Origin of the sequence: Vibrio jasicida CAIM 1864 = LMG 25398 (genome assembly GCF_000400365.1) — a bacterium.
Lineage (GTDB): Bacteria > Pseudomonadota > Gammaproteobacteria > Enterobacterales > Vibrionaceae > Vibrio > Vibrio jasicida.
The window spans coordinates 1-1,804 of record NZ_BAOG01000059.1; the positions used below are offsets into that span (position 1 = coordinate 1).

Sequence of the window (1,804 nt, forward strand, 5' to 3'; positions counted from 1 at the left end):
CAACAAACACAGCGTCAGTTTGGTCTGAGCCAATGCCTGATAAATCATCTTCGTCTACAGCCAGAGGCACAACATTATCGATGATTGGCGCATCATCCGTGATCGTGACTGGAATGGTCGCCGAAGTCGTATCACCATCAAAGTCGGTGGCAATAATTGGGAAATCAATCGTCAGGCTATCGCTGTTAGCGGCATGGTCAATCGGGCCTTGCAGCGTAAAGTCGTACGTACCATCTGTTGCTACGTTTAACGTGAAGACAGGATTACCGTCAGCGGTCGCAACATAAGTAAAGCTGCCGTCACCATTCGCGGTTTCCACCAAGGTAATCGCCTCACCCTGAGACGTTAGCCCCGCAACAGGATCAGCGGTTGAATCCAGTTGATAGCTCACCACTCGATCAGAGCCTTGTGTGGTAGTAAACGCGCCTTCAACGAACAGATCGCCGCCAGGGTCGGAACCCACACCGCTAAGATCATCTTCATCGACACTTAACGCATCCACCGCTGTGATGGTAGGCACATCATCAACAATCGTGACTGAAATGGTTTCTGTGACGGTGTCGCCATCAAAGTCGGTTGCGATAATTGGGAATTTAAGTGTCAGCTCATCATTATCCACCGCGTGATCAATTGGACCTTCTAACGTAAAGTTATAAGAGCCATCAGTATTCACAATCAGCGTAAAGACCGCTTCAGAGCCCGCTGTTGCTTCGTAGGTAAAGCTGCCATCACCGTTTGCTGTTTCTGTTAGCGTGACCGCTACACCCTGCGACATTAAACCGTCGACTGGGGTTGCAGAAGCATCAAGTTGGTAGCTCACTGCTCGGTCAGAGCCTTGTGTGGTAGTAAAGCTACCATCAATAGAAATAGGATTGCTTTGGTCTGAGCCAATCGAAGCTAGATCATCTTCATCAACCGTAATGGCATCTACGTCAGTAATAACTGGCTTATCGTCGACGATCGTTACTGGGATAGTGGCGTTAGTGGTGTCGCCATCAAAGTCGGTCGCGATGATTGGGAAGTTGAGCGTTAACTCATCGCTATCTACTGCGTGGTCGATTGGCCCTTCAAGCGTGAAGTTATAAGAGCCATCAGTATTCACTATCAGCGTAAAGACCGCTTCACTACCCGCTGTTGCTTTATAGGTAAAGCTGCCATCACCGTTTGCGGTTTCAGTTAGCGTGACTGCCACGCCTTGTGATGTAAGGCCAGCCACTGGTGTTGCAGACGCGTCAAGCTGATAACTCACCACTCGGTCCGAGCCTTGTGTGGTGGTGAAGTTGCCATCAATGGAAATCGGGTCAGTCTGATCCGAACCAATCGTGCCTAAATCATCTTCATCAACCGTAATGGCGTCGACGTCAGTAATAACCGGCTTATCGTCCACGATGGTGACCGGGATCGTTTCTGTCGTGGTATCACCATCAAAATCCGTCGCGATGATTGGGAAGTTCAACGTTAGCTCATCACTGTCGGTCGCATGGTCGATTGGACCTTGAAGCGTGAAGTTGTATGAGCCATCCGTATTTACTGTTAGCGTGAAGACCGATTCAGTACCTGCCGTCGCTTGGTAAGTGAAGCTACCATCACCGTTTGCAGTTTCAGTCAGGGTCACTGCCACACCTTGCGATGTTAGACCATTAACTGGCGTTGCAGCAGCATCTAATTGGTAGCTTACTACCCCATCAGAGCCTTGCGTTGTAGTAAAGTTGCCATCGATTGAAATTGGATCTGAGCCGTCAGAGCCAATCGTCGCTAAGTCATCTTCATCCACACGGATCGCGTCTACGTCGGTGATGGTTGG

General features: G+C 49.6%; 1 protein-coding gene. It reads right to left on the reverse strand.

Features of this window, described 5'->3' with window-relative positions:
- A partial coding sequence (locus VJL_RS17150; protein ID WP_038879769.1) for a T1SS-143 repeat domain-containing protein occupies positions 1-1,804 on the reverse strand: 1,804 nt, incomplete at both ends.